The organism is Actinoplanes solisilvae (assembly GCF_003999975.1).
In the GTDB taxonomy this organism is placed as follows: domain Bacteria; phylum Actinomycetota; class Actinomycetes; order Mycobacteriales; family Micromonosporaceae; genus Actinoplanes; species Actinoplanes solisilvae.
Genome location: NZ_RJAC01000007.1, coordinates 1 through 19,647, shown reverse-complemented (window position 1 = coordinate 19,647; position 19,647 = coordinate 1). Strand labels below are relative to the sequence as shown.

Genomic DNA, 19,647 nt, shown 5'->3' with positions numbered 1-19,647 from the left:
AGCGACATCGAAAAGCACGTTACGCCATCACTGGACACAACGCCAGGTGACGCGGCATGATCGTTTACGACATCCTGTGGCACGTTCTGTGATTTAGGAGCACGCATGGCTGTGCAGAAAGTGCAGGCCCCCCGGCCATTGGCCACGCCGCAAGAGGTGGCGGATTTCCTCGCCGTCCCAGAGTCACGCCTGCGCCAGTGGCGCTACCTCGGGACAGGACCGGCGTACCGGAAGCTGGCAAACCACCTCGTGCGCTACCGGTGGTCCGACGTGGAGGAGTGGCTGGATCGGGAGTCGGCGGTCGCCTGACATGAGCGACAGCAACGGGGGCGCTCGTGCCGCCCGATGACGAGCAGGACGGCCCCCGACAGGACCGCCCCGACAACACCTCGACCGCCGTGATCGTACCGATTGGCACCGACGCCCTCCCACGCACAGGACTGCGGGCGAGTGCCGAACGGTTCGCGCGCATCGCTGCCTACAGAGCCAGGGCACAGCGCTCTGCCACGCACGCGATGGACCGCTTCATCGCGCACACCTACGGCCCCGAGTGGGTCAGTCGGAGCCGATCGTGACGGGCTCGCTCCCGCAGTGCGGCCGATGCCGCGTCACCCTCGACCCGGACGGTACGTGCTGGCACTGCTCCCGTGACGACGCCAGCAAACAGCTCGACGTCTGGCCCGAGCAGCCGCCCGCGGTGCATTACGCCCCCGAGCCTGAGCACGCCGACAGTCCCGAGACGATCGTTGTCGCTACGCGCCGACTGCCCGATGAGTTCTGGGAGGCCCGACCGCTACTCAAGCAGATTCGGCAAGCCGCGTGGGCAACCATGACGCACCCGGACGCCGTGCTCGCTGCGGTGCTGGCCCGGTCCGCCGGCATGGTCCCGCATGGGGTGAAGTTCGACTCGGGCCGCGGCCCGTCCGGATCGATGAACCTGTTCGCGTGCCTGCTCGCCGGATCCGGAATCGGCAAGAGCGAGGCCTCGCGGGCCGCGAGCGAGCTGGTGAAGGTGCCGCACCCCCTCGGCACGCTGGACGGCAAGGCCGACTTCGAGGTGTTCCGCGACGGCGTGGGCGTCGGCACGGGCGAGGGCCTGGCCGAGGTCTTCATGGGTTCGAAGGAGCGGGACACCGGCCGCGTTCACAAGGGCGGCCCGCTCAAGGGCGACCCGATCATGGAGAAGGTCCGCGCGCAGGTGCGGCACAACGCGTACTTCTACGTCGACGAGGGCGAGACCCTCACGAAGCTGATGCGCGACCGCCAGGGCGCCATCCTTGGCGCCACGCTGCGCACGGCGTGGGTCGGCGGCACCCTCGGCCAGGCCAACGCCCGCGACGAGACGACGCGCATGGTCCCGAACGGCGACTACTCGATGGGGCTGCTTGTCGGCTTCCAGCCCGAGGTCGCCGCCGGCCTGCTCTCCGATGTCGGGCCGGGCACACCGCAGAGGTTCCTGTGGATCGGCGCGCAGGACACCGAGATGCCCGAGGAAGACCACGAGTGGCCGGGCCCGGTCGATCTCCCGCGCTGGCCGAAGCAGGGCGTCGTGACCTTCCCGCCGGAGATTCGCCAGGCACTGCGCGCGCAGACCCGGCAGAAGCACCTCGGCGAGATCGAGGTCGACCCGCTCGACTCCCACGAGCCGCTGATGCGGTGCAAGCTCGCCGCCCTGCTCTGCCTGCTCGACGGCCGGATGCACGTCGATCGCGAGGACTGGCGGCTTTCCGGGCTGATCTGGGCCACCTCCTGCGCCATCCGCGACTCGCTGCTGCGCTTCCAGCAGCGCCAAGCCGACGAGGAGGCCGAGCGACAGCTTGAACGCAAGACCCGCGAGGCCCGCGCTGTCACCGCCGCTGGGCTCCAGGCTTCCGCGGCTGTCGAGCGGGTCGCCGGGCGACTCAAGGCCTTCGCCGAAGACGAGTCCCTCACCCTCGGCGAGGCACGCCGGAAGCTCGCGGGCCGTGATCGCCCGCTGTTCGACGCGGCGGTCGAGCACGCGGTCAAGCAGCGATGGGTCTGGCTCGACGACAACCTCCTGACCGCCCTCTGAGGCGACGTGGACATGTGGACATGTGGACAACGTGTGGACGGACGCGAGACATGACGGATCGAAAAATATCGACTCAGAGTGAGAGCGAATTCGACGCTCCGTATAGAAAAGAGGCAAATACTCTCTTTCGCGTAGCGCGCGAGCCCGGACCCGATGTGGACACGTCCACATGTCCACATCCGGATGAGACGCGTCCACACCTCGACTCAGCCTCGCCTGCTGTCGAACCGATCGATTGGGAGAACCGTCTCCGCACTGCGGTTGAGAAGACGCTCGAGGCCCGGGGTGAGCGGCGCCGGGAACGCGAGGAGCTCGCCGCACGCCGGGCCGCCGGCCTGGAGCGACGCCACGCCGCCAGGCTCGCCCGCGACGTCGCCGCCGCAGTCATCCCGAAGCCGAACGGCCGCTGCCGGTACCTCGTCGACGAGGGACAGATGTGCCCCGTCGCGGCCGTCCCCACCTCGACGCTCTGCCGCCCGCACCTGACGGCCGCCGCGCGCCTGGCCCTGCGGCTCGGCCTCGTCGCCGGCACGGACCGGCCGTGAACGACAGCGCGGCCAAGCGCCTACCGCCGTGTTGCTCCGAGGTCGACGAACCGCCGTGCCCCCAGCACCAGCAGGCGGCGCGCGTCGACCGCCAGCACGGGCCCCGCGCCCACCGCAGCCCTCAGACCGTCGTACCGGAGAGCGGCCGGGTCAAGTCGGCCAAGCCGCGAGCCGAACGCCTACGAGCGCAGGCGAGTGAAAACCGTCGCGATGACGAACGCCAGCCCGCCGACGACCACGCCGCCGAGGATGCTCCGCGTCGTCACGAAGACGACCAGGCCGAGGACGACCCCGAGCATGACCCGGTTCCCGGTGAAGCTCAGCGACCACCGCGAGCGCGCATTCGACTCCATGGCCCGCACGGTACGGCCCGCACCCCCTAGATCACCGTCCACCGAACGGATAGCCCGCCACTCCCTGAAGGAGAGCACCATGCAGGACTTCGGCTCCCGGGTCGCCGCGGGCGACGAGGACGCCATCCGCCAGGCCGTCACCGACTTCGTCACCACGACCAGGCCCGAACGCCGCTGCGTGCTGTGTCCCGCAAGCGGCGACGATCACCCCGATCTGACGCAGTGGCTCGCCGCGAGGCTGCCGTCGCCCGTCGACTTTGCCGGAACTCAGCTGTCGGCCGGCGACTGCTGGGTCTGCCCTCCGTGCGCGAGCTGGCTGCCCGAAGCGCGAACGGCGCCACTGCCCCCGAACCTTCTCGGCATGCTCGACGCGCTCGCCGGGACGGTCCCCGAGATCTTCCGCGGTGCGTACCGGGCCAACGTGCTCGGCGCGCTGCGTCACGTCGGCCGCGAGCTCGTACGCGCCGAGGGCTGAGCCGTGCAGCCGGACCGGAGGGCCGCCGTGCCGATCGGCGGCGGAGTGTGGCTGTCGCCGGCCATCGCCGATCCGGTCTGGCGTGCGCTGCGCGAAGCCGTCGAGCGCCGCCGGGCCGACGGCGGACGGGTCCGCCCCGAGATCGCCGAGGCGCTGGATGTGTTGCGGGCGGCGGCTTTCAGCCACCTGACGGACGCGAACGGACACGAATCGCGGACATCCGCGGACATTGATCCACGCTCGGCCCTTACCTGCCCGGTGCCGACCTCGGCCCTGGCCGACCGGCTCGGCGTGTCTCCCCGTCACGCACGCCGGCTGGCCAGGGCCGAGGGAATCGAGCCGGTCACCCGCAACGCCTGGGCCCGCGAGGACGTGGAGGCCCTTGTCGCCCGAAGGAGCTAAGAGTCATGCCCGACCTTCCGGTCCTGAACGCGCTGAACGCCGGCAGGCCCCCGACGCCCGGCGAGCCCCCATCGTTGCCTGAAGTACGGGAAGACCCGGCGTTCATCGCGGCCGGAGAGGCGAAGGACACCTTCGTCCGCGCCGCACAGATGGCGCGCATGGATCACTCCCTCACGGACCTCTACCGCGCCGTCGGCGTCGTCAAGGCGTACAACACGTGCGTGCAGCGGCTCGGCGAACTTCGGGTTGACCTCGACGCCCGGCGCGCGCGCCGGATGACTTGGATCACTTCCACGGGCCTCCCTCTCGGTCCAGGCATCCCCACTGACGCGTCTCCCGCAGACCGCGTTGTTCTGCTCAGCGCTTTCACCGCGGCGTTCGAGCGGCAAGCTGGAGCGGAGAAGCGGGCTCGCGTGCTCGCCGACGCCCAGCGCTTTGGTGACGAATCCACCCTGCGCGCCACGTTGACCGCAGCGCTCGACGAGAGCGACTGGAGGACCTTCGATCGCTGGGCCAGTGAACACAGCCCGACTTCTGGCGCCCTGGCCCGTGAGTGGCGCAAGCTCAACCGCCTGATCGGTGGCTACACCGGCGAGGTCGAGGCCCTGTTCGAGCAGCAGATGTTCACTTTGATCCGTCCTCCGGAAGAGGTGCGCACCCTGCCGAGCCTGGTGCAGGCGGCCAACAACCAGGCCGAGGCGTTCAACAGGCACCGCGGCCCGGGCGTCCCCCTGCGTCCGATGATCACCGTCGACCAACTCCTCGCCTGAGGCTCGGCCGAGCGATGAGCTGCACCCCCGCCGTCAATGTCACTCTTGGCCGCCCCGGGCTGGCCCGAGGAGCGATGGCCGTAAGCGCGGCGATCACCCGCGTGCATACCGGTCAGCGACGGCTGTGCCAGCTCCCGCGCTCGGCTAGGCGGGAGCTGGGCCGGGCGCCACAACAGCAGTCAGATGCTGGTGAACTTCGGGTTGATCCCCTCTTCGTGAATCCTCGACAACTCCTGCCCAATGGACAGCAGCGCCTTCACCTCGGCGTACTTGAGTCGCTGGTCGACCGTCAGCTCCTCGGTCTCCGGATCCACCTGGCCGAGTGCGTCGGCCGCCTCATGCCACATGCTCACCGCTCTACCGCCGGCACCACGAAGACGACGTTGCCCATCGCGCCCACCCGATCCTCTACCACCGCAAACCGCTGCTCGCCGAACGCGATCTCGAATCCAGTGAATCGCTTGGGCAGACGCACCGTGCCCAGCACCTCCTCTGGCTCGGCCCTCAACCGGATCTCAACCTCGTGCAAAGCGTGGATGACCACGCGTCCCCCCTTCACGACCAAGACCACCCTGGTCGCCACTGATGATCGTCAACGGGTTCGCCGTCGATGGGCAACGGACTACCTGTCCGAGTCACTCGGAACGGTGACGGTGCGTCACAGGGGGTGGGGGGTGACCCCCTCGAAGCCTCAAACGGAGGACCGCCGGGGAGGGCTCTCTGTGGTGCGGCACTGCATGGCACCAATTTCCCCCCGGTGGAGGTAACCGTGAGTGAAGACGATCGGCCGCCAGCGCCCCCCGATCTGGGCGAACGGGGCCGCGAATTCTGGGACCGCGTGATCGTCACGTGGGAGCTCACGGTCGCCGAGGTCGAGCTGCTGGCCGAGGCATGCCGCTGCCTCGACGAGCTCGACGCGCTTCGCCGCCTGGTCGCCGACGACGGCGTGCGCGTAACCGGCTCAACGGGGCAGATGCGTGTCCATCCGGCGCTCGCGCAGAGCCGAGCGACCCGGCAGCTGTTCGGTCGCCTCCTGGCGCAACTGGAGCTGCCAGACGAGGACGGCTCATCGATCCCCAGCCTCGTGCAGGCGCGTGCCCGGAAGGCCGCCCATGCCCGATGGGCAGCAGACCCGTGGCACCGGCCGAAAGTGGCCTCGGATGGCACGTAGGCGAAGCGTGCCCCTGATTGCCGACGGCGGACTGTCGCCGAGCGGTGATCGGATCCCCCCGCCGGACTGGTTATGCGGCTTCCTCCTGTGGGTCGAACACGAGGAAGTGGACGTGAGCGGCGGGGTGCCGGTGAGCGCCTGGTCGGCGTGGCACGACGCGCGGGACGAGTGGTGCGCGACGAAGGGCTGCAGCCGTCCGGGGTCCAGGACATGCATTGAGGCCTATGGCCGGCCCTGCTACGACAAAACAGCTCTAGAGACGAGGGCAAGCTGATATGCGCACCGTCGGAGTGAAGCTGCTCGCCGACGTCTCGGCCTACGTGTCCGGGATCAAGCGCGCGGGCATGGCGACGAAGGACTTCGTCGGTGAGCTCGACAAGGCGGCCCAGGCCGGCCAGCTCGACGCGGTCGCCGACCGTGCGGGCATGGCCGGCCTCGCCATCGCGGGCATCGCGGGCTACGCCGTCAAGGCGAACGCCGACTTCGAGAAGGCGATGTCCGGCGTTCAGGCCGCGACCCACGCCAGCGCGGGCGAGATCGACGCGCTGAAGCAGGCGGCGCTGGAGGCCGGGAAGTCCACCTCCTACTCGGCAACCGAGGCGGCTGGGGCGATCACCGAGCTGTCCAAGGCCGGTGTGGCGACAGCCGACGTCCTCGGCGGTGGCCTGTCCGGCGCGCTGAACCTCGCCGCCGCCGGCCAGCTCGACGTCGCCGAGGCGGCCGAGACCGCGGCCAGCGCCATGACCCAGTTCAAGCTCAAGGGCAAAGACGTCCCGCACATCGCCGACCTGCTCGCCGCGGCCGCCGGCAAAGCCCAGGGCTCCGTCCACGACATGGGCATGGCCCTGAACCAGACCGGCCTCGTCGCCGCCCAGATGGGCCTCACGATCGAGGACACCGTCGGCACCCTGGGAAGTTTCGCGAGCGCGGGCCTGCTCGGTTCCGACGCCGGCACGTCGCTGAAGACCGCGATGCTGATGCTGGCCAACCCGACCGACAAGGCGAAGGGCCTGATGGAGGACCTGGGGATCCAGGTCTACGACGCGCAGGGCAAGTTCGTCGGCATCACCAAGCTGGCCGGGTCGCTGAAGACGCAGTTGTCGACGCTCACCCAGGAGCAGCGCAACAGTGCGTTGGCCACGATCTTCGGGTCGGACGCGATCCGAGCGGCGTCGATCCTGTACGAGCAGGGCGAGCAGGGCATCCAGGGCTGGATCGACAAGGTCAACGACTCGGGCTACGCGGCCGAGACCGCGAAGACGATGACGGACAACCTGATCGGTGATCTGGAGCGCCTCAAGGGCTCGCTCGAGACCCTCGCGATCGAGTCCGGCGAGGGCGGCGCCGGTGGCCTGCGGCTGATCACCAAGGCCCTGAACGAGCTGGTCGACCAGTTCGCCGAGATGCCGACATGGCTCAGCAACTCGGTTGTCGCACTCGGCGGCCTGGCCGGTGCGGGCCTACTGGTCGGCGCCGGCATGCTGAAGGCGCGCCGGACCTCGGCCGAGCTGCGCGAGGAGCTGACCAACATGGGCCCGACGGGCGAGCGCGCCGCCAGGGGCCTGCAGCGAGTCGGCTCGGCGGCGACCAAGGCCGGCCTCGCCTTCGTGGCCCTGGAGCTCGCAGGCACGGTGATCAACCAGTTCCAGAAGGACCTCAACCCGCAGGTCGAGGCGATGGCCACCGGCCTCCAGCGATACGCCGAGACCGGCGAGCTCGCCGGGGAGTCGTCGCGCGTGCTCGGCGACAACCTGGAGGACCTGAAGGTCGGCTTCGAGTTCCTCGCCGACGAGGACAACAACCGCCGCCAGGCCGTGAAGAACATGCAGGACGGCCTGGAGGGCCTGATCCCCGGCCTCGACGGCACGGCCACCTCGCTGACCAAGACGCGCGAGCGCGTGGAGGCGATGGACGCGGCGCTCGCCTCGCTGGTGCAGGGCGGCAAGGCCGAAGCGGCGAACGACGTCTTCCAGAAGCTCGCGCAGGAACTGGCGACCGGCGGCGTCACGATGGAGGAGTTCAAGAAGCAGTTCCCGTCGTACGCGGCCGCGCTGGAGACGGCTGCCGGGGCCACTGGCGGCCTGGCCGACGCGACCGCCAACATCCCCGGCCCGATGGCCGACGCGACCAGGGAGACGAAGGAGTACAAGACCGCGGCCGAGTCCGCGGCCGGCGCAGCTGACGGCCACCGCGAGGCCCTCGTTCAGCTCGCCGACCAGATGAAGGCCGAGGCCGATCCGGTCTTCGGGTTGTTGGCCAGCCAACGCGACCTGACCGAGGCGCAAACTGCCGCGGCGACGGCGGTCAAGAAGCACGGCCGAAACTCCATTGAGGCCAAGGAGGCAACCGTCAACCTCGCGCTCGCGGCGATCGACCTGCAGGGCAAGGTGGGCGCGCTGGGCTCAACGTTCGACGGCAAGCTCAGCCCGTCGCTGCGGCAGACCTTGCTGAACGCTGGCCTCACCGAGCGGCAGATCGGCGACGTCGAGAAGCAGTTCGGCGAGGCCAAGAAGGCGGCCGACAGCTACGCCGGGAACTACAAGGCCAACGTCAGCGCCCCCGGCGCGGCGACCGCCCGTAAGCAGATCCGCGACCTCAAGGGCGAGCTCGCGTCGATGAAGACGAAGTGGACCGTCACGATCAAGCAGAACTTCCTGACCTTCGGCAAGCCCTACAGCCCCGACGGTGTCGCGCGCGGCCAAGTCGGCGGTCTCGCCTACGGCGGCCCGGTCACTGGGCCCGGCCCGAAGGGCAAGGACTCCGAGATCCGCATGCTGGCCCCGGGCGAGCACGTGTGGACGGCCCGGGAGGTCGACGCGGTCGGCGGCCACGCGGCGATGATGCGGCTCCGCCGAGAGGCCGTCGGCTCCGGACCTATGCGCACGGCCACCCCGGTCTCGCAGTCGACGGTGATGCGGGCACCCGCGTCGACGACGCAGACGATCATCCACGAGCACCGCATCGTGCTCGAAGGCCGCGGCACCCTCGGCACTCAGATCGTCAAGGAGATGCGCACCAGCGCAGGCCTGACCGCGACCATGAAGCAGCACCTGGGCCTGGCGGCGAGCTGACGTGGGGGCCCCGCCCGTTCAGGATGTGGCGGGCGGGGTCATCGGCCAGTGCTCGGCCGCCCACGCCTCGACGTCGGCGGCCAGCCACACCCGGCCGAGGGCGAGCCGCGCGTACGGTTCCGGGAAGCCGGGGCGGTTGGTGATCCGGTACGCCTTACGCCGGTCGACACGGAGGTACTCGGCAACCTCAGCCAAGGCCATGCCGCCGAGGGCGCTCACCGCAGGCTGCGCTTCAGCTCTTCGATCGTGGCGCCGTAGACCTCGTGCCGCCTGATCCACCGGCCGCCGGGCAGGTCGTATCTGTAGTCCATCGTGCCGGCCGGTGCGGAAGCCGGCCACGCGTAGAAGCCTTCCTTGCACTCGAAGCCGGGCACTGTCCACTCGTGGTGCCACCACACGACGAGGTCGCCGCCAGCGCTGCGCTCAAGCCGTTCGCAGGCCTCGACGGCGCCGTCCGGCCAGCGGCGGCCGCGCACGGACATGAGACGGCGGTTGCGGTCGGACAGCTTGCTCACCGCCGGTCTCCCCTCTCGAGCTCGACAACGGGCTGCGGTATGACCGGGTGGTCGACGATCCAGCGGACCATGGCGTTGGTCCGGGCGACCTGGTGGCGTTCGGCGTCACGCCAGGCGTGGGCGGCTTGGACTCGGCGCCGCCAGACGATCCGGCGGAGTATCTCGTGTGACCTGCGCATCGGGGCCCCCTCGTCGTTGAAGGGCGCGGCGGGTGCCGCCTGCCTTTACCGCCCCGGATCGAGATGGTGTTCGGCGCCCGCCGCCCCCATTGTCGAGGCGGCGCCCACCGCGGGCTCCTCGCAGGCAGGCGCCTCCTCCTATACGGAAGGTAGGTTCGGCGATCACTCAGAGGAACGGACGCAGCGCACTACTTTCGTGCGGCCGGATCATGACCAGATAGGACGTTCCGTCCTACTCGACGCCGAGGCGCCGGGCCAGCGCGCGCAACGTCGTCGTCGGTCGGCGTGCGTTGAGCAGCTCGCCGACCACCGAGCGGGGGAACACCTGGTAGCGCATCCAGCGCGGCGCCATGCGCTCGATCTCCAGCAGCAGCCGCTCGGCGTCCGCGAACCGACCGAGGGCGGCATGGGCGTGCGCCAGGTCCGTACGATGCCGAGCCTGCGCGGCGAGGGGCAGCGTCGACACGGGCGGCATGTCGGCGGCGGCCCCCAGGGCGCGGGCGTAGTCGCCGGCCACGACCGCGACGTCGACGCGCTGCATCACGACCTGCTCGACGCCGAAGGCTGTCTCGTAGTCGTTGCGCGGGCCGCCGAGCCGCACTGCGGCGCCGTGCGCTACCGAGAGCAGGTCGCCCGCCTCGCTGTCGTCCCCGGCCCGGGCCGCAGCCGTCGCGGCGGTCACCAGCAGGTTGCCCCACAGCGACACCTCGGCGGGCTCGGCCTTGCGGCGCGGCTCCATCTCGTCGGCCTCGCGGATGGCCGTCACCGCGGCGTCGGCCGGCCGGGCCTGGTTGAGCAGTACCCAGGACTGCGTGCCGACCAGGGCAGCGTGCAGCAGCGGGCTCTCCACGGTGCGCAGCGCGGTGTCGGCGGCGACCAGCGACAGGTCGGAGTGGCCGAGGTGGACCAGGGTGCACGCGGCGATCTGGCACGCCTCGGCGAGCAGATCTTTGGAGGCGGTCGCGCGAGAGCCGGTGATGACGCCCGGCAGGAAGCCGCTGAGCAGGTCATAGTCGCCGCTCCAGTAGGCCGCCCATGCCTCGGTCATCTGGCCTCGGAGGTCCTCGGGGTCGACCGGCTCGCCTCCGTCGTCGGTGACCGGGGTCAGTGCGCGCCGGAGCGCGAGCAGGCCGCCGTCGGGCGGGATCGTCTCCAGGTGGGTCGGCTTGCTCAGCAGCGACGCCAGGTCGACGTCGAGAGCCTCGGCGATCGCGGACAGCGTGGTGATCCGGGCGTTGACCTTGCGCCCCTGCTCAAGCTTTTGGATCACGTCGACGGACACGCCGGCGCGCTCGGCGAGCTGGTGCTGCGTCAGGCGCGGTATGCGCTCGGTCCGCAGGTCACGGATACGTTGCCCGATCTCGGCCATCGGTGCTCCCTGGTAGCGGTCAGGGTGAGGCGGCCAGCCGCTACAACTGGCCGCCGAATCCGACGGTACTCCCGGGGGACGCGCGAGCTCGATTCGCGCCAAGGGATGGTGAAGCCCCCGATCGGGCCCCCAAGCCCCCGCCGAGAACCCGAGGAGCGAATAACACTCGCGTAGTTCGCTGGACGGTCGAATCATGGACAGTGCCCATCGACGCGATTCCATAGCGTGAATCGGTGCTCACCGCCCGGACGTGAGCCCGAAAGGACGCGTCACGGTGGGCAGATCGAGGAAAGCAACGGCACGCGACCGCGGCCTCTGGGTCCTTGGCCTGGTGCTCGCCGCTAGTGCGTACGCGATCAACGAACTCCGGCAAACCCATTGGCGAAGCGGGTTCGGGGCCGTGTGCGTGATCCTCGCCGTCGTGCTGTGGCTCGTCATGACGAAAATCCCGAGTCACTGCGGAGTGCTGCTCAAGACGAAGCCGGGCAACTGTCCGAACGACATAGAGGGCCTCTTCTTCGGGTGTGGTCAAGCGCGGCATCACCTCTGGCTGCGACCGCTCGGCTTCATCGGTCTCGGCCGTAAGCCGAGGCCCCGACCGGTGCGCGCCGGCCAGCCGTCGGCTGCCGATGCTGGACCGGCTTCGCCTGCACTCGAGGAGGCGGTCGAGGAGAGCGGCCGGAACCGGGCGATCTTCTACGCGACACTCATCTCCACCTGCGCGGGCTTGACGTCGGCCTCGGTAGACCTGATCGGCGCTTTCAGCAAGAGCTCTTGAGAATCCGTCGCGTAGTGCGGCCGCCGATCCGTCGCGTACCGCGGTGGGCGACGCGTCGAGCGCGGCCGGATGCGACGGATTCGGCACCCGCGTTCCGAATCCTGATCGCGCAGACCTCTGCGCGATTGCGCAAGCGCCTGCGCAATTCCCGCCACGCCGTGGCGGGACGCGACACGTCGCGTGGTGCTCGAGGTAAGCCGTCGGCCCAGGTCCACGCGCGACAGATTCCGCAGCCGCCTGCGCAATACGAAGCGGCCCGCCCCCGGTGAGGGAGCGGGCCGCAAATGCGTCACGCGGAGACGGATTTCAGTCGCGCATGCGGGCCGTGAAGCCGCGAGCGCGCGCGTACCCCTCGACGAGGCCATCCGCGTAGCCGGCACGCCTTGCGGTTCCGTCGGCCATCCTCACCGTGGGAACGGGGGCGCTGGCCGCCACAGTGATCGCCTCCAGCTCGGCAGCCGAGAACCGATCACGACGGCGCCACAGGCTCACCAGCGCCTCGCCAGCCTCGGGGTCGACCATGCCGAGGCCAACGAGCGTGGACATGGCCCGCTCGGCGAGATCGTCTTGCACCTGCTCCGGCGTGCGGGCAGCGTGGGCGGCGCGCATCTCATCAAGGAACCGCTCGGCGAAACCGCCGTCACCGGGCCAGTTCGGGCAGAAGTTCTTGTGCGCCGCGTCGTCGAGCTTGCCGCAGCACATGTGCACGACGTGCCCGTCGGCGACCTCGATCACCTCCGTGTTGTCGTTGATCTGGTCGCCGTTGGTGATGGATTCGGGCATGCTGGTCATTGGTCGCCTCCTGGGGCGATCAAGGCCCCCGGACCGGTGCTCGCTACACCGCCGGGGGTCGACTTGCGTGGGCACGTAGGTGGGCACTTTTTGGGCACACCAGAGCGGGACACGCCGTGACCTACCGAGACATCGTGTGACGCCGTTCAGGCTGGTCAGCGGCTATATTCACGGATCAGCGCAGGTCAGGACACCGCGCAAATCAGTACAACCGCAAGTGAGCGGGGAGCGATGAAGTACACCGTCGAGATGGAGATCGCCCTGCCGAGAGAAAGGGTGGCCCAGCTCCTGGCCGACCCCGCGGTTCTTCCGCAATGGCTGCGGGGCCTGGTGCTGCACGAGCCGATCAGTGGCATCCACGGGCAGGTCGGCACCGTGTCGCGAGTCGTGCTGCAGATGGGCAAGCAGAAAATGGAGGCCACCGAGACCATCACCCGCCGGGAACCGGGCGACCTGCACGAAATCCCGAGTGAGGCCGTCGTTCAGTTCGAGCGCGAGATCGTCGGCGCGGGCATGTGGAGCGCCGCCCGCGAGCGTCTGACTGAAGCCGGCCCGCAGAAGACACTTTGGCAGAGCGAAAACGAGTACCGCTTCAGCGGCGTACTGATGCGGTTGGTCGGGCTGTTGATGCCCGGCGCTTTCCGCAAACAGTCCCGGCAACACATGCAAGACTTCAAGGCTTTCGCCGAGCAGGGCCAAGACGTCCGCAACACCACGGGCTGACCAGACAACATGGCCTGAGCCTTCGGGTTGAGGTCCGTCGCAGATGAACCGGCTATTCCTGTCGGTAGCCGGTGACTCCGCCGCCGCCCTCGATCGAGCCTGTTCGGCGCACGATGACCTCGTCGGGGGCCGGCCGGTCGCCCAGGGCAGCACCGGTCACTCCCTCGGCGGCCCCGTCGGTCTTGATGGTGCCGGTGTCGCTGACGGTCAGGCGCTTGGTGGTCGGCTTGGACTGGGTGGCCCTGGCGAACGTGGCCCACGCGGTCACGCCGACGCCCGAGACCGCGGCCAGCGCCGCGATCGCCGGAGCGACGGCGCTCGCCGTGCGCCAGCCGACGACCATGAAGACCACGGCCAGGGCGGCGACCACGAGTCCGGTGACAGCGAGGATTTTGCGGCCGGGGGTCATCGGGTCTCCTAGGGCGTGTTTTGGAATGGGGTCGAGTCGCGGGCGCGGTCCAGGTGTCGCCTGGGCGTGCGCCGGAATTGCACTGATACCGGTGTTGTATCTGGGTGATTTCGGCGTGCGTCCAGGCGGCGGCTGGGCCTCGGCCGCGGCCGCGGCCCGGCACCATTCCAAAACACGCCCTAGGTGGATGCCAGGTGGATGACTTCGCGGGCGGTGTTCTGGGCCCGCCGTTCCAGCATGAGCGTAGCCGCCACGACCGACAAGTAGTCCTCGTTGGGCCACGCGCACGCCGCTAGGCCCAGCGCCATCACCCGGGCCTCACGGTGATCGTCGGTGGACCCGCCGGACGGGGCGAACGCCCGCTCCCCGGCGCCGCGCAGGCCCTCGACCAGGGGACGCAGGGCGCCGGGCAGGTCCATGGACCGCCGGATCAAACCTGGCAGGCCTTCGCGCACCTGGTCGACGTACGCCTCGATCGTGTGGTTCTCGCGAAGGCCGGCCAGAGCGACGAGGTTGTGCGTGAAGTCGGTCAGCACCCGGTCGGCGTCCTCGGGTTTGCGGTTCGTGAGGGCCGTGGTGCGGGCGGATTCGAGGTGCTGGCCGATGGTGAGCTGCAGGAGCGAGTGGAACAGGGCGCCGGGGTCACGACCGGAGACCGTCCACAGGCCGTCGTCCAGGTAGTCGGCGGCGGATCTCCACGGGCGGCCGGTGTCGAGGCGGACCCGGCGGAACGACTTCGTCGCCATCTCGGCCTTGTGCAGCAGGTAGGAGCAGCTCTTCGACACCACATCGGTCTGTTCGCGGATGCGGTTGATGTCGCGCAGGGATTGCAGGGTGCTCCTGCGCCAGACGTCGGCGATCGACTCCAGTTCGCCGCAGCGGCGGTGAAGGTCGGCCAGGACGAGGTCGGCGCGGATCGCGTTGGCCATGCCGGCGATGCTCGCGTCTCCCCCGATGTCACGTTCCTCGCCGATCACGTCGGCCAGCACGGAGATCGCATCCTGCAGCTGGAGGATGACCTCGAGGTTCTGCCGGGCGGTCTCGGCGTCCTCGCGGAACGGGTGCTTGCCCTTCACCGGCTCGGTGTAGACGACCTCGGCCCGACCGGTGACCCGGTTCCCGGGGGTCCGAAAGGTCACGTACGGCCGTGAGGCCAGCAGAACGATGTAGTCGCTGTTCTGCCGGGCCAGGTCGGCGACGTTGACGATCGCGGTGAGGGTCAGCGCGGCACGGGCCCGCAGTCCGACCGACAGCACGTCGAGCAGCAGGGCCGGGCTGACGAAGATGCCGCGCAGGTAGCCGCCCATTTCCGAGCCACTGACCACCGCGGGCGACGGGGTGCCGGGCGCGGTCCAGAGGCGGGGCAGGTCGGACCGCCGGCCGGCCACCCAGACCGCCGGGGACGTGCGGCGCAGGTCGGCCGCGAGGTCGTCGCCGCGCCCGGCGAGGGTGTCGAGTTCGGCGGCGGTCGCCAGCCGGTAGGAGGTGTCCGGGTCGCCGCCGCTGATCATCCGGTTGAGCCAGTCGACGAAGGCGAGGACCTCGCGGCCGCCGAGACCGTACGCGGGCACGTCCGCCGCCGGGGCCGGGCCGGGATCCTCGTGTTCGAGCCGGCGGAACAACCAGTGCAGCCGGGCCGGCACCGGGCCGACGCAGAGCCGGCTGCCGCCCGGGGTCAGAACGCTGCGCCGCACGTAGCGCAGGGCCTCCACCCCGGCGACGACCCGCCGGTGCTCGTCGCCGGCGCCGTCGGCGTACGCCTCGTCGATCTTGAATTGGAGGCGGCGCCGGAGCGAGGGGTGGACCGCGTCGTCGAGGTCGGTGCATTCGACGGCCAGCGACAGCGCGCCCACGCCGCCCGCCTCCAGACAGGCGACGACGACCTCGTCCGCGGACTGCGCGCCCGCCCACAACAGGATCGTCTCGCGCCACCAGGTCGTCGAGATGCCCGCGATGAGCACATCGACGCGCTTGTGGTGGCGTACGTGGCAGGCGGTCAGATACTCCTGGAACGTCAGGTGGGCGAAGGCGAAGACGTCGTGGTCGAGCTCGACCAGGATGCCGTTGCGCTTGCCCGTCTCGATCGCCTGCGGCAGGTCGGGCATCTCGTCGCGGCGAAGCTGCAGCGCGCCGGCCCGCATGAATTCGAAAGCCACGTACGACAACTCGTCCTGGACCTGTTCGGCGTGGCGGCTCGCCTCCTGGGGGTCGTCCTCCGCGCGCGGGCCGAGCAGCACCTCGAACACCTCGGTGTAGAGGCGGACCCGGTTCTCGGGCAGCGTCTTCCGGTGGCGGTGCACGTTGGCGATCATGGTCAGCAGCAGCGGGTTCACCATCAGGTCGTGCAGCGCCGGGGTGGTGGTGAGCCGCTCGACCAGGTCGGTGGCGCCGGTCGCGGCCCGCGCGTCGGCGCTCCGCTTGTCGGGGCCCTCCACGCGTTCGGTGGCCAGGTACCACTTGCCGATGAACTCCCCCACCTGGGTCTCGGTGAACGGCCGGGCCTGCAGGGTCTTGAACTCGTCGGCCCGCAGACGATCGAAGCCGTACGGCCGTGACGTGATCAGGAAGTGATTGCCGGGGTAATCGGTGGCCTGGCGCCGAAGCCAGTCCACGATGGCCGCGCGGTCCTGCATGCTGGGCACCTCGTCGAGCCCGTCGAACAGCACGACGCAGAGCCCGCGACGCAGCTTGCCGCGCCACCAGCCCGGCGGCTCGGCGACCGGCAGCCCGCGCATGGCCGCCGTGACCAGGTCGGGCAGCGTGATGGTGCGGTCGGCGAGGATCAGGTGGGCGTGTGTACGCAGTTCGAGCAGCACGGGCACCCAGCGGCGGCCGGGCAGCGGCGGGCGGTTCGCGATGCGGCGCGCGATGTGACGCAGCAGGGTGGACTTGCCGCTGCCGGGCGCGCCCAGCAGGATCAGCGTCTCGGCGCGCCGCCGGTTGAGGAACTGCCAGATCGACTGACGGTCGGTCACGCCGGTCGGGGCGTCGTCGAGCAGGCCGCTGGTCACCAGGTGGGTCGGGCGCGGAACGACGCTGACGTCGACGAAGATGTCGTCGAGCTCGGGACTCACCGCGCCGGTCGTGGGCAGGGGTCGCGACGACTGCGGGTACCGGTTGCGGCGCACGACCCAGGCCCGGTAGTGGTGGTGATATCGGCTGATCGAGCGGCCCAGGATCCCGTCGGCGGCGGCGCTCACCGAGTCGAACCGGCGCGAGGCGATCTCGAGGGTCATCCGCAGTGCGGCCAGCACCAGCCAGTAGCCGGCGAGCAGCGCCACGGCCCCGACCTGGTCGGCGACGACGGCCTGCCATTGGAGTGGGACGATGATCGCCGGCCCGAGCACCGCGGCCAGGGTGATCGGCGGCCCGGCGAAGCTGAGCACGGTGATCGCGCCGTGCACGACACCGGACACCGCCACGTTCGCCCCGCGCAGGCCGGTCAGGTCGATCGAACCGGTCTCGGACGCCGAGGTGGAGCTCTGCGGGCGCGGCCGTTCGTCGGTCAAGGCCCACCCCTCTCCGATAGACACCCGCGCCTTCGTTCGTACCGCTCGGCTGTGCGCTTGCCAACAGACGAAGGGTCCGATTCGCACGGCGCTGCTCGATACCGTGCCGTCCACCGTCGAGTGTCTCGGCGCACCGGTCATCTTCATCACTGGGCTGTCCCGGCCGGGCGGTGTCTAGTGTTCGGGGCATGAGTGTGCTGGATGGGATCTTGGCCGGGGTCCGCGAGGACGTCGCGAAACGTCGGGCTCTGACGAACCACGACGAGATGGTGCGGCGGGCGGCCGCGGCGCCGCCGGCCCTGGACGCGTACGCGGCTCTGGCCCGGCCCGGGGTTTCGGTGATCGCCGAGGTCAAGAGGCGGTCGCCGTCGAAGGGTGATCTGGCGGCCATCGCCGATCCGGCCGGGCTGGCCGCCGACTACGAGGCGGGCGGCGCGACGTGGATCAGCGTGCTGACCGAGGAGCGGCGGTTCGGGGGTTCGCTGGCCGACCTGACGGCCGTGCGCAAGGCCGTCGGCATCCCGGTGCTGCGCAAAGACTTCCTGTACGGCGACTATCAGGTGTACGAGGCCCGCGCGTTCGGGGCCGACGTGGCGCTGCTGATCGTGGCCGCGCTCGACCAGCCGACCCTGACCCGGCTTCGGACACTCGTCGAGGACGAGCTGGGCATGACCGCGCTGGTCGAGGTGCACGACGAGGACGAGGTCTCCCGCGCGGTCGACGCGGGCGCCCGGATCATCGGCGTGAACGCCCGCAACCTGCGCACCCTCGAGGTCGACCGGGGCGTGTTCGAGCGGCTGGCGCCGAGGCTGCCCGGCTCGGTGCTGAAGGTGGCCGAGTCCGGCGTACGCGGGCCCGACGACCTGCTGCGTTATGCCGGGGCGGGAGCCGACGCGGTGCTCGTGGGCGAGGGCCTCGTGACCAACGCCAGCCCACGCGACGCCGCCGCCGCGCTGGTCGAGGCGGGTCAGCCGCGCTGAGAGGATTGGGCAAGTAACCGAGAAGATCTTTCTCGTGTTTGACCTGTTCACGATGGTTTCCTGAAGTTACCGGAGTTCACGCCGGTTCCACTATCGGGAAGGTTCATCATGAACGTCCAGCACGGCTTCCACGCCTCGATGACCGCATTTCCGGGCCGGGGCGAGGAGCTGACGTCGCTTCTGCTGGCGGCGCCGGCCCTGCCCGACGAGAACTGCGTCGTCTTTCTCGTCGGGCGGTCCGCCGCCGACCCCGACGTCGTGCACGTCACCGAGGGCTGGACCAGCCGGGAGGCGCACGCCGCGTTCTTCGCCGGCGAGCGGGCCCAGGCGTTCGTCGCTTCACTGCAGCCGCTGCTGACCGGCGAATCGGCGTACACCGACGAGGTGCCCGTCGGCGGCAAAGCCGCGTTCTGACCCGCCTTCCGCGCCGACCTTCAGGAGACCCCTGTGCACACCCGCCCCGAGCTCGACCCTGACCTGCGTACGCTCCTCGCCGACCTGCCGCTCGTGCCCACGCTCGACCGCGAGACGCTCGCCCTGATCCGCCCGTACGCCGCCGCCACGATGGAACCGCGCCACGATCTCGACCAGCGCGAGATCACCATTCCGGCCCCGGACGGCACCCCGCTCCCCCTGTCGATCATCCGCCCGTTGAACGTCACCTCGGACGCTCCCTGCGTCTACTGGATCCACGGCGGCGGAATGATCATGGGCAACCGCTACTCCCAGATCGACATCCCCCTCGAATGGCTCGACGAGCTGGGCGCGGTAGTCGTCTCGATCGACTATCGCCTGGCCCCGGAAGCCACCGGCACGACACTCGTCGACGATTGCTACCAGGGCCTGCGGTGGGTAGCCGACCACGCCGACGAACTCGGCATCGACCCGGCCCGCATCGTCGTGGCCGGCGCCAGCGCGGGCGGCGGCCTGGCCGCCGGCGTGACCCTGATGTCCCGCGACCGCCAGGGCCCGCCGATCGCCGCCCAGATCCTCATCGGCCCCATGCTCGACCACCGAAACGACACCACATCAAGCCACCAGTTCTCCGGCGAGCCCGGCGTCTGGACCCAAGAGATGAACGCCTTCGGCTGGTCCTCACTGCTGAACGGCCTGACCGAGATTCCCGCGTACGTCTCCCCCGCGCTGGCGAACGACCTGAGCGACCTGCCCCCGGCCTATCTGGACGCCGGCTCCGCAGAGGTCTTCCGCGACGAAGTAGTCGCCTACGCCACCCAGATCTGGGCCGCGGGCGGCCGGGCCGAACTGCACATCTGGTCCGGCGGCTTCCACGGCTTCGACGCCCTGCACCCCCAGGCCCCGCTCTCCGCCGCAGCCCGCCACACCCGCACCAACTGGCTGACCCGAATGCTCAGCGCCACCCCGCTCTGACGCTCGCAACACCCTGCCCCAACGGCCCCGCTTCCGCGGGTTCAATGTTTCGCCCCGGGTTTGATGGAGACATCGAAACCTGGGAGAAGATTTAGCTATGCCGGCACCGAAGAAGTACCCCGATGAGCTGCGTGAGCGTGCGACCCGGTTGGCGGTCGAGGCCC

The 19,647-nt window shown here is 70.0% G+C and carries 23 protein-coding genes; 13 read left to right on the top strand and 10 right to left on the bottom strand.

Annotation, left to right across the window (positions count from 1 at the left end; all coding sequences use genetic code 11):
• Nucleotides 1–105: 105 nt before the first annotated feature.
• The 3 genes from EER30_RS19620 to EER30_RS19610 all read left to right on the top strand — a co-directional run bounded on the left by EER30_RS19620 (nucleotide 106) and on the right by EER30_RS19610 (nucleotide 2,598).
• The gene (locus EER30_RS19620) at nucleotides 106–309 is read left to right on the top strand and encodes a helix-turn-helix transcriptional regulator (protein ID WP_127501958.1); all 204 of its coding nucleotides are present in this window, start codon (nucleotides 106–108) and stop codon (nucleotides 307–309) included.
• A gap of 262 nt (nucleotides 310–571) precedes the next feature.
• Complete coding sequence (locus EER30_RS19615) at nucleotides 572–2,053, top strand: hypothetical protein (protein WP_127501957.1); 1,482 nt, start codon at nucleotides 572–574, stop codon at nucleotides 2,051–2,053.
• A gap of 155 nt (nucleotides 2,054–2,208) precedes the next feature.
• Entirely contained in the window at nucleotides 2,209–2,598 is a 390-nt protein-coding gene (locus tag EER30_RS19610; protein WP_127501956.1) for a hypothetical protein, read from the top strand.
• Nucleotides 2,599–2,777: 179 nt separating this feature from the next.
• Here the strand turns inward: EER30_RS19610 and EER30_RS47125 are convergent, their stop codons facing one another.
• Nucleotides 2,778–2,951 carry a hypothetical protein gene (locus EER30_RS47125; protein ID WP_164842391.1) on the bottom strand — a complete coding sequence of 58 codons (174 nt, stop codon included), beginning with the start codon at nucleotides 2,949–2,951 and terminating at the stop codon, nucleotides 2,778–2,780.
• Between the two features lie 79 nt (nucleotides 2,952–3,030).
• Here EER30_RS47125 and EER30_RS19605 point away from each other — a divergent pair, with 79 nt between their 5' ends.
• From EER30_RS19605 to EER30_RS19595, 3 genes are read left to right on the top strand one after another with little or no spacing between them, the layout of a single operon-like run.
• Nucleotides 3,031–3,426: a hypothetical protein gene (locus EER30_RS19605; protein WP_127501955.1), complete on the top strand. Its 396-nt coding sequence runs from the start codon at nucleotides 3,031–3,033 to the stop codon at nucleotides 3,424–3,426.
• Between the two features lie 27 nt (nucleotides 3,427–3,453).
• Nucleotides 3,454–3,828 carry a hypothetical protein gene (locus tag EER30_RS19600; RefSeq protein ID WP_127501954.1) on the top strand — a complete coding sequence of 125 codons (375 nt, stop codon included), beginning with the start codon at nucleotides 3,454–3,456 and terminating at the stop codon, nucleotides 3,826–3,828.
• 5 nt (nucleotides 3,829–3,833) lie between these two features.
• Nucleotides 3,834–4,598 (top strand): hypothetical protein, encoded by a 765-nt coding sequence (locus EER30_RS19595; protein WP_127501953.1) that lies wholly within the window; start codon nucleotides 3,834–3,836, stop codon nucleotides 4,596–4,598.
• A 179-nt stretch (nucleotides 4,599–4,777) separates the two neighbouring features.
• Here EER30_RS19595 and EER30_RS47120 read toward each other — a convergent pair whose 3' ends face one another.
• Nucleotides 4,778–4,951, bottom strand: a complete 174-nt coding sequence (locus tag EER30_RS47120; protein ID WP_164842390.1) for a hypothetical protein — start codon at nucleotides 4,949–4,951, stop codon at nucleotides 4,778–4,780.
• Nucleotides 4,948–5,142 carry a hypothetical protein gene (locus EER30_RS19590; RefSeq protein ID WP_127501952.1) on the bottom strand — a complete coding sequence of 65 codons (195 nt, stop codon included), beginning with the start codon at nucleotides 5,140–5,142 and terminating at the stop codon, nucleotides 4,948–4,950. Before EER30_RS19590 ends, EER30_RS47120 begins: the two co-directional genes overlap by 4 nt.
• A 225-nt stretch (nucleotides 5,143–5,367) precedes the next feature.
• Here EER30_RS19590 and EER30_RS19585 point away from each other — a divergent pair, with 225 nt between their 5' ends.
• Together EER30_RS19585 and EER30_RS19580 are read left to right on the top strand one after the other, a co-directional pair.
• Nucleotides 5,368–5,769, top strand: coding sequence for a P27 family phage terminase small subunit (locus tag EER30_RS19585; protein ID WP_127501951.1), 402 nt, complete (start codon nucleotides 5,368–5,370; stop codon nucleotides 5,767–5,769).
• A gap of 275 nt (nucleotides 5,770–6,044) precedes the next feature.
• A complete protein-coding gene (locus EER30_RS19580; RefSeq protein ID WP_127501950.1) occupies nucleotides 6,045–8,840 on the top strand; it encodes a phage tail tape measure protein in 2,796 nt (931 codons plus the stop codon).
• An 18-nt stretch (nucleotides 8,841–8,858) separates the two neighbouring features.
• On the opposite strand, the gene EER30_RS19575 is transcribed toward EER30_RS19580, so the two are convergent.
• The 4 genes from EER30_RS19575 to EER30_RS19560 all read right to left on the bottom strand — a co-directional run bounded on the left by EER30_RS19575 (nucleotide 8,859) and on the right by EER30_RS19560 (nucleotide 10,903).
• Complete coding sequence (locus EER30_RS19575; protein WP_349290879.1) at nucleotides 8,859–9,059, bottom strand: helix-turn-helix transcriptional regulator; 201 nt, start codon at nucleotides 9,057–9,059, stop codon at nucleotides 8,859–8,861.
• Nucleotides 9,056–9,355, bottom strand: a complete 300-nt coding sequence (locus tag EER30_RS19570; protein ID WP_127501949.1) for a hypothetical protein — start codon at nucleotides 9,353–9,355, stop codon at nucleotides 9,056–9,058. Before EER30_RS19570 ends, EER30_RS19575 begins: the two co-directional genes overlap by 4 nt.
• Nucleotides 9,352–9,534, bottom strand: a complete 183-nt coding sequence (locus EER30_RS19565; RefSeq protein ID WP_127501948.1) for a hypothetical protein — start codon at nucleotides 9,532–9,534, stop codon at nucleotides 9,352–9,354. The genes EER30_RS19570 and EER30_RS19565 overlap by 4 nt, the downstream gene beginning before the upstream one ends.
• 232 nt (nucleotides 9,535–9,766) lie before the next feature.
• Nucleotides 9,767–10,903 (bottom strand): helix-turn-helix domain-containing protein, encoded by a 1,137-nt coding sequence (locus tag EER30_RS19560; RefSeq protein ID WP_164842389.1) that lies wholly within the window; start codon nucleotides 10,901–10,903, stop codon nucleotides 9,767–9,769.
• A gap of 406 nt (nucleotides 10,904–11,309) precedes the next feature.
• Here EER30_RS19560 and EER30_RS19555 point away from each other — a divergent pair, with 406 nt between their 5' ends.
• Nucleotides 11,310–11,681: a hypothetical protein gene (locus tag EER30_RS19555; RefSeq protein WP_127501946.1), complete on the top strand. Its 372-nt coding sequence runs from the start codon at nucleotides 11,310–11,312 to the stop codon at nucleotides 11,679–11,681.
• 306 nt (nucleotides 11,682–11,987) lie between these two features.
• Here the strand turns inward: EER30_RS19555 and EER30_RS19550 are convergent, their stop codons facing one another.
• On the bottom strand, nucleotides 11,988–12,473 hold the full coding sequence (locus EER30_RS19550) for a hypothetical protein (RefSeq protein WP_127501945.1): 486 nt from the start codon (nucleotides 12,471–12,473) through the stop codon (nucleotides 11,988–11,990).
• Nucleotides 12,474–12,704: 231 nt separating this feature from the next.
• Here EER30_RS19550 and EER30_RS19545 point away from each other — a divergent pair, with 231 nt between their 5' ends.
• Nucleotides 12,705–13,196, top strand: coding sequence for an SRPBCC family protein (locus tag EER30_RS19545; RefSeq protein WP_127501944.1), 492 nt, complete (start codon nucleotides 12,705–12,707; stop codon nucleotides 13,194–13,196).
• Nucleotides 13,197–13,248: 52 nt separating this feature from the next.
• On the opposite strand, the gene EER30_RS19540 is transcribed toward EER30_RS19545, so the two are convergent.
• Complete coding sequence (locus EER30_RS19540) at nucleotides 13,249–13,605, bottom strand: hypothetical protein (protein WP_127501943.1); 357 nt, start codon at nucleotides 13,603–13,605, stop codon at nucleotides 13,249–13,251.
• A 179-nt stretch (nucleotides 13,606–13,784) separates the two neighbouring features.
• The gene (locus tag EER30_RS19535; RefSeq protein ID WP_164842388.1) at nucleotides 13,785–17,114 is read right to left on the bottom strand and encodes an NACHT domain-containing protein; all 3,330 of its coding nucleotides are present in this window, start codon (nucleotides 17,112–17,114) and stop codon (nucleotides 13,785–13,787) included.
• 188 nt (nucleotides 17,115–17,302) lie between these two features.
• On the opposite strand from EER30_RS19535, the gene trpC reads away from it, so the two are divergent.
• The 3 genes from trpC (at nucleotide 17,303) to EER30_RS19520 (ending at nucleotide 19,483) form a co-directional block, all read left to right on the top strand.
• A complete protein-coding gene (gene trpC, locus EER30_RS19530; RefSeq protein WP_127501941.1) occupies nucleotides 17,303–18,094 on the top strand; it encodes an indole-3-glycerol phosphate synthase TrpC in 792 nt (263 codons plus the stop codon).
• A gap of 108 nt (nucleotides 18,095–18,202) precedes the next feature.
• A complete protein-coding gene (locus EER30_RS19525) occupies nucleotides 18,203–18,508 on the top strand; it encodes a putative quinol monooxygenase (protein ID WP_127501940.1) in 306 nt (101 codons plus the stop codon).
• A gap of 33 nt (nucleotides 18,509–18,541) precedes the next feature.
• Entirely contained in the window at nucleotides 18,542–19,483 is a 942-nt protein-coding gene (locus EER30_RS19520; protein WP_127501939.1) for an alpha/beta hydrolase, read from the top strand.
• Nucleotides 19,484–19,647 lie beyond the last annotated feature (164 nt).

What these genes read in the sequence shown, in the direction of transcription:
- EER30_RS19620 (WP_127501958.1), top strand. Translation starts at nt 106, where the DNA reads ATGGCTGTGCAGAAAGTGCAGGCCCCCCGGCCATTGGCCACGCCGCAA.
- EER30_RS47125 (WP_164842391.1), bottom strand. Translation starts at nt 2,951, where the DNA reads ATGGAGTCGAATGCGCGCTCGCGGTGGTCGCTGAGCTTCACCGGGAAC.
- EER30_RS19605 (WP_127501955.1), top strand. Translation starts at nt 3,031, where the DNA reads ATGCAGGACTTCGGCTCCCGGGTCGCCGCGGGCGACGAGGACGCCATC.
- EER30_RS19595 (WP_127501953.1), top strand. Translation starts at nt 3,834, where the DNA reads ATGCCCGACCTTCCGGTCCTGAACGCGCTGAACGCCGGCAGGCCCCCG.
- EER30_RS19580 (WP_127501950.1), top strand. Translation starts at nt 6,045, where the DNA reads ATGCGCACCGTCGGAGTGAAGCTGCTCGCCGACGTCTCGGCCTACGTG.
- EER30_RS19565 (WP_127501948.1), bottom strand. Translation starts at nt 9,534, where the DNA reads ATGCGCAGGTCACACGAGATACTCCGCCGGATCGTCTGGCGGCGCCGA.
- EER30_RS19560 (WP_164842389.1), bottom strand. Translation starts at nt 10,903, where the DNA reads ATGGCCGAGATCGGGCAACGTATCCGTGACCTGCGGACCGAGCGCATA.
- EER30_RS19550 (WP_127501945.1), bottom strand. Translation starts at nt 12,473, where the DNA reads ATGACCAGCATGCCCGAATCCATCACCAACGGCGACCAGATCAACGAC.
- EER30_RS19545 (WP_127501944.1), top strand. Translation starts at nt 12,705, where the DNA reads ATGAAGTACACCGTCGAGATGGAGATCGCCCTGCCGAGAGAAAGGGTG.
- EER30_RS19540 (WP_127501943.1), bottom strand. Translation starts at nt 13,605, where the DNA reads ATGACCCCCGGCCGCAAAATCCTCGCTGTCACCGGACTCGTGGTCGCC.
- trpC (WP_127501941.1), top strand. Translation starts at nt 17,303, where the DNA reads ATGAGTGTGCTGGATGGGATCTTGGCCGGGGTCCGCGAGGACGTCGCG.
- EER30_RS19525 (WP_127501940.1), top strand. Translation starts at nt 18,203, where the DNA reads ATGAACGTCCAGCACGGCTTCCACGCCTCGATGACCGCATTTCCGGGC.